Origin of the sequence: Streptomyces ossamyceticus (assembly GCF_001418475.1) — a bacterium.
GTDB lineage: Bacteria > Actinomycetota > Actinomycetes > Streptomycetales > Streptomycetaceae > Streptomyces > Streptomyces ossamyceticus.
This window is the reverse complement of sequence record NZ_LIQX01000513.1, coordinates 1-4,259: the sequence shown is the minus strand read 5'-3', so window position 1 is coordinate 4,259 and position 4,259 is coordinate 1. Positions and strand designations below refer to the sequence as shown.

The following is a 4,259-nucleotide window of genomic DNA, read 5'->3' as shown; positions in this document are numbered from 1 at the left end:
ATGACGACCCCTCCCCGCCGCTTGACCTCAAATCTAGGCGCGCGGCGGGGAGGGGTCGTCATGCCCTCGTACCGATTGGCGGGCCTCCCGGAGGATGAGCGACGACGTGCGGCGTACTCCCCAGGGTGGAGACGGGGTCCTAGGTCTCGGGGTCTTCCCGGAGGGGACGGCCGGGAGATGCCTGGAGTGCCCCTTCTGTCGGGGGCGCCACGGGAGGGTGGGAGCGCGCACGGAAGAGGGTGACTTCGCTCACTTCCGCTACGCCCCGACGTGCCGCCGACGCCGTCCGACGGTCGGTCGCGAAGACGATCACCCCACCGCCGCATGTCATGTTCTCGACGTTCCGCACCCTGCTCACCCGCCCTCCATCAGGTTCGTCAATCTTCCTTGCCAGTCGGGACGTTGAGATCATCAGGGAGCCAACACCCGCCCGAGCTCCTGTTTCCTGACCGTCCTTCATGTCGCGTGCGTGAGGCCGACAATCGATGGGGTCGCGAGGGCGCGGCCTCTGCGCACGCCCGGCCGTGGAAACGTAAGCTGTGGCTCGTCAGACGGAACGGGCAGCGGGGATGAACATGGCGATGATGCGCCTGAGGCGCGAGGACCCGCGCGTCGTCGGCTCGTTCAGGATCCACAGACGGCTCGGCGCGGGCGGGATGGGCGTTGTCTACCTGGGCTCCGACCGGCGTGGACAACGAGTCGCGTTGAAGGTGATCCGGCCGGACCTGGCGGAGGATCAGGAGTTCCGGTCGCGGTTCGCACGCGAGGTGTCGGCCGCGCGGCGGATCAGGGGCGGGTGCACGGCCCGGTTGGTCGCCGCCGACCTGGAGGCGGAGCGGCCCTGGTTCGCCACCCAGTACGTCCCGGGGCCCTCGCTGCACGACAAGGTCAACGAGGAGGGGCCGCTCTCGGCCGCCGAGGTGGCCGCGGTCGGTGCCGCCCTCTCCGAGGGACTGGTGGCGGTGCACGAGGCCGGTGTCGTCCACCGCGACCTGAAGCCGTCCAACATCCTGCTGTCCCCGAAGGGGCCGCGGATCATCGACTTCGGCATCGCGTGGGCGACCGGCGCCTCGACACTGACCCACGTCGGTACGGCCGTGGGGTCGCCCGGCTTCCTCGCCCCCGAGCAGGTGCGCGGTGCCGCGGTCACCCCGGCCACCGACGTCTTCTCCCTCGGGGCGACGCTCGCCTACGCGGCGACCTCCGACTCCCCCTTCGGGCACGGCAGTTCGGAGGTCATGCTCTACCGGGTCGTGCACGAGGAGCCGCAGCTGCGCGGTGTGCCGGACGCGCTCGCCCCGCTCGTCCGGGCATGCCTGGCGAAGGACCCGGAGGAACGGCCGAGCACCCTGCAACTGTCGTTGCGGCTCAAGGAGATCGCCGCCCGTGAGGCGCAGGGGCTCTCGGACGTCCGGCCGCCCGCGCCGCGCACCGACCCGGACCGTCCCTCGGGGCGGCTCGCCGAGCAGTACGTCGAGCAGCGCACGCTGCGGCAGCCGCCGGAGACCCGGGCGACGCCGTCGAGGACGCCACTGCCCCGCACCGGGGGCGGCTCCCGGACCGGCGGGGATGCACGGACCGGGGGTGGCTCCAGGTCCGGTGGTCGGCCCGCGTCGGGCCGCGGCGCCACCGGCTCCGGAAAGCGGCCCGCGCCCCGCAGTGGCGCCGGACGTCCGGGCCCCCGCACCAACGGCACCGGGCGCAGGCCCGCCAATCCGCGGCTGCTGCGCCAGCGGCTCGTCGTGTTCGTCGTGGTGACGCTGCTGGCGGCGCTCGGCATCGCCGCGGCCCAGGGATGTCAGGGTCCGGCACGCGGACTCGGCGTGGACGAGGTGCGGCACGAGCGGACGGTTCTGGAGCCGGACGGCGACTGACCGTCGCGCGGGCCCCGGGGAGGGATGGGGCCGGGGGCCGCGACCGCGTCGTACAGCGCGGCTCCCGCGTACCGATGGTCCGTCGCAGCCATCCGGCCGCGCCGTCACGCCTGCGGTCGGCCCGTCGCCACCGCGTAGAACGCCACGGCCGCCGCCGCGCCCACGTTGAGGGAGTCGACGCCGTGCGCCATGGGGATACGGACCCATTCGTCGGCGGCCATCAACGCCTTGGTGGAGAGGCCGTCGCCCTCGGCACCGAGCATCAGGGCGACACGGTCCATCCTGTGCGGGGCCGCCTCGTCGAGGGACTTCGCCTTCTCGTCCGGAGTGAGGGCGAGAAGGGTGAAGCCGGCGTCGCGTACCGCGTCGAGGCCCCTCGGCCAGGCGTCCAGGCGGGCGTACGGGACGGAGAAGACCGCGCCCATGGAGACCTTGACGCTGCGGCGGTAGAGCGGGTCGGCGCAGTCCGACGAGAGCAGGACCGCGTCCATGCCGAGGGCGGCGGCCGAGCGGAAGATCGCACCGATGTTGGTGTGGTCGTTGACCGACTCCATGATCACGACCCGGCGGGCGGAGCCCAGCAGGTCCACCGCCGTCGGAAGCGGTCTGCGCTGCATGGAGGCGAGGGCGCCACGGTGCACGTGGTAGCCGGTGACCTGTTCGGCGAGCTCCGGGCTGACCGCGTAGACGGGGGCAGGGAGCTCGTCGATGACATCGCGCATGACGTCGACCCACTTGGCGGAGAGCAGCATCGAGCGCATCTCGTACCCGGCGTCCCTGGCCCGGCGGATGACCTTCTCGCCCTCGGCGATGAACAGGCCCTCGGCGGGTTCGCGTCTGCGGCGCAGTTCGACGTCGGTCAGGCCCGTGTAGTCACGCAGGCGCGGATCGGCGGGGTCCTCGACGGTGATGAGTTCGGCCACAGGGTGATACTGCCTTGTCCTGGGTGTGGTGCCAACGGCTCGGTACGGGTTGGGTTACCCGCGGTTACTTGCTGGGGTTCGGGCCCACGGTCACGACCTCGCCGATGACGATGACCGCCGGCGGCTTGATCTCCTCGGCGACGACCGTCTCGGCGACCGTCGCGAGGGTGGCGTCGACCCGGCGCTGGGCCGCCGTGGTCCCCTCCTGGACCAGGGCGACGGGCGTGTCGGGGGACTTGCCGTGCGCGATCAGTGTCTCGGCGACCTTGCCGATCGTGCCGACGCCCATGAGGATCACCAGCGTTCCGGTGAGCCTGGCCAGGGACGGCCAGTCGACCAGGGAGCGCTCGTCGTCGGGGGCGATGTGCCCGCTGACCACGGTGAACTCATGGGCCACACCCCGGTGGGTGACGGGGATGCCGGCGGCACCCGGGACCGAGATCGAGCTGGAGATGCCGGGCACGACCGTGCAGGGGATGCCCGCCTCGGCCAGCGCCTGGACCTCCTCCATGCCGCGGCCGTAGACGAACGGGTCGCCGCCCTTGAGGCGGACGACCGACCTGCCCTTCCGCGCATGCTCGATCAGGGCGTCGTTGATGGCCTCCTGGGCCATGAACCGGCCGTACGGCAGCTTCGCCGCGTCGATCACCTCGACGCTCTGCGGCAGTTCCGCGAGCAGGTCGCGCGGGCCGAGGTGGTCGGTGATGACCACGTCGGCCTCGGCGAGGAGACGGCGGCCCCGCACGGTGATCAGGTCCGGGTCGCCGGGCCCGCCGCCGACGAGGGCGACTCCGGGGGTACGGGTGCGATGGTGCGGGGCGACCAGGGTGCCGTCGCGGAGGCCCTCGACCACGGCGTCGCGGATCGCGGCGGTGTGGCGGGGGTCGCGGCCCTTGGCATCACTGGTGAGGACCGCGACGGTGACGCCTTCGCTGGTCCCGGTGGCCGGGGTCCAGGCGGTGGCCGCTTCGGCGTCGTCGGAGCGGACGCACCACACGCGGTGCCGCTCCGCCTCCGCCGAGGCCAGGGTGTTCGCCCCGGTGTCGCTGGTCGCGATGAGTGCGTACCAGGCGTCGGCGAGGTCGCCCTCCGCGTAGGGCCGCTTCTCCCAGGTCAGTTCGCCGGCCTCGACCATGGCCTCCACCGAGGGGGTGGCTGTCGGGGAGACGAGGAGGATGTCGCCGCCCGCGGCGATCAGGGCGGGCAGTCGACGCTGGGCCACCTGGCCGCCGCCGAGGACGACGACCTTGCGGCCGGTGAGGCGGAGGCCCACGGGGTAGGCGGGATGTTCGGCCATGAGGGTGCGGCTCCTCTGGTGGCGGCGGTGCGGGACGGAGCCCCTGCGGCGTTGGAGCGGCCCCTGACGTGCGATTTTATTGCGCGGGCGAGGGTGTGGCGGGGGCGGGGTGGGATATGTCTCCCCGCCCCCGTCCCCTTCCGTTCAGCCTCGGCGGCGGCCAGG

The 4,259-nt window shown here is 72.8% G+C and carries 3 protein-coding genes; 1 reads left to right on the top strand and 2 read right to left on the bottom strand.

Annotation, left to right across the window (positions count from 1 at the left end):
- The first annotated feature begins 569 nt into the window (after window positions 1-569).
- Window positions 570-1,874 (top strand): serine/threonine-protein kinase, encoded by a 1,305-nt coding sequence (locus AOK15_RS31425; RefSeq protein WP_055521732.1) that lies wholly within the window; start codon window positions 570-572, stop codon window positions 1,872-1,874.
- 104 nt (window positions 1,875-1,978) lie between these two features.
- Here the strand turns inward: AOK15_RS31425 and AOK15_RS31420 are convergent, their stop codons facing one another.
- Both AOK15_RS31420 and cobA read right to left on the bottom strand, forming a co-directional pair.
- Window positions 1,979-2,797, bottom strand: coding sequence for a TrmH family RNA methyltransferase (locus tag AOK15_RS31420; RefSeq protein WP_055521731.1), 819 nt, complete (start codon window positions 2,795-2,797; stop codon window positions 1,979-1,981).
- Between the two features lie 64 nt (window positions 2,798-2,861).
- A complete protein-coding gene (cobA, locus tag AOK15_RS31415; RefSeq protein ID WP_055521730.1) occupies window positions 2,862-4,094 on the bottom strand; it encodes a uroporphyrinogen-III C-methyltransferase in 1,233 nt (410 codons plus the stop codon).
- Window positions 4,095-4,259 lie beyond the last annotated feature (165 nt).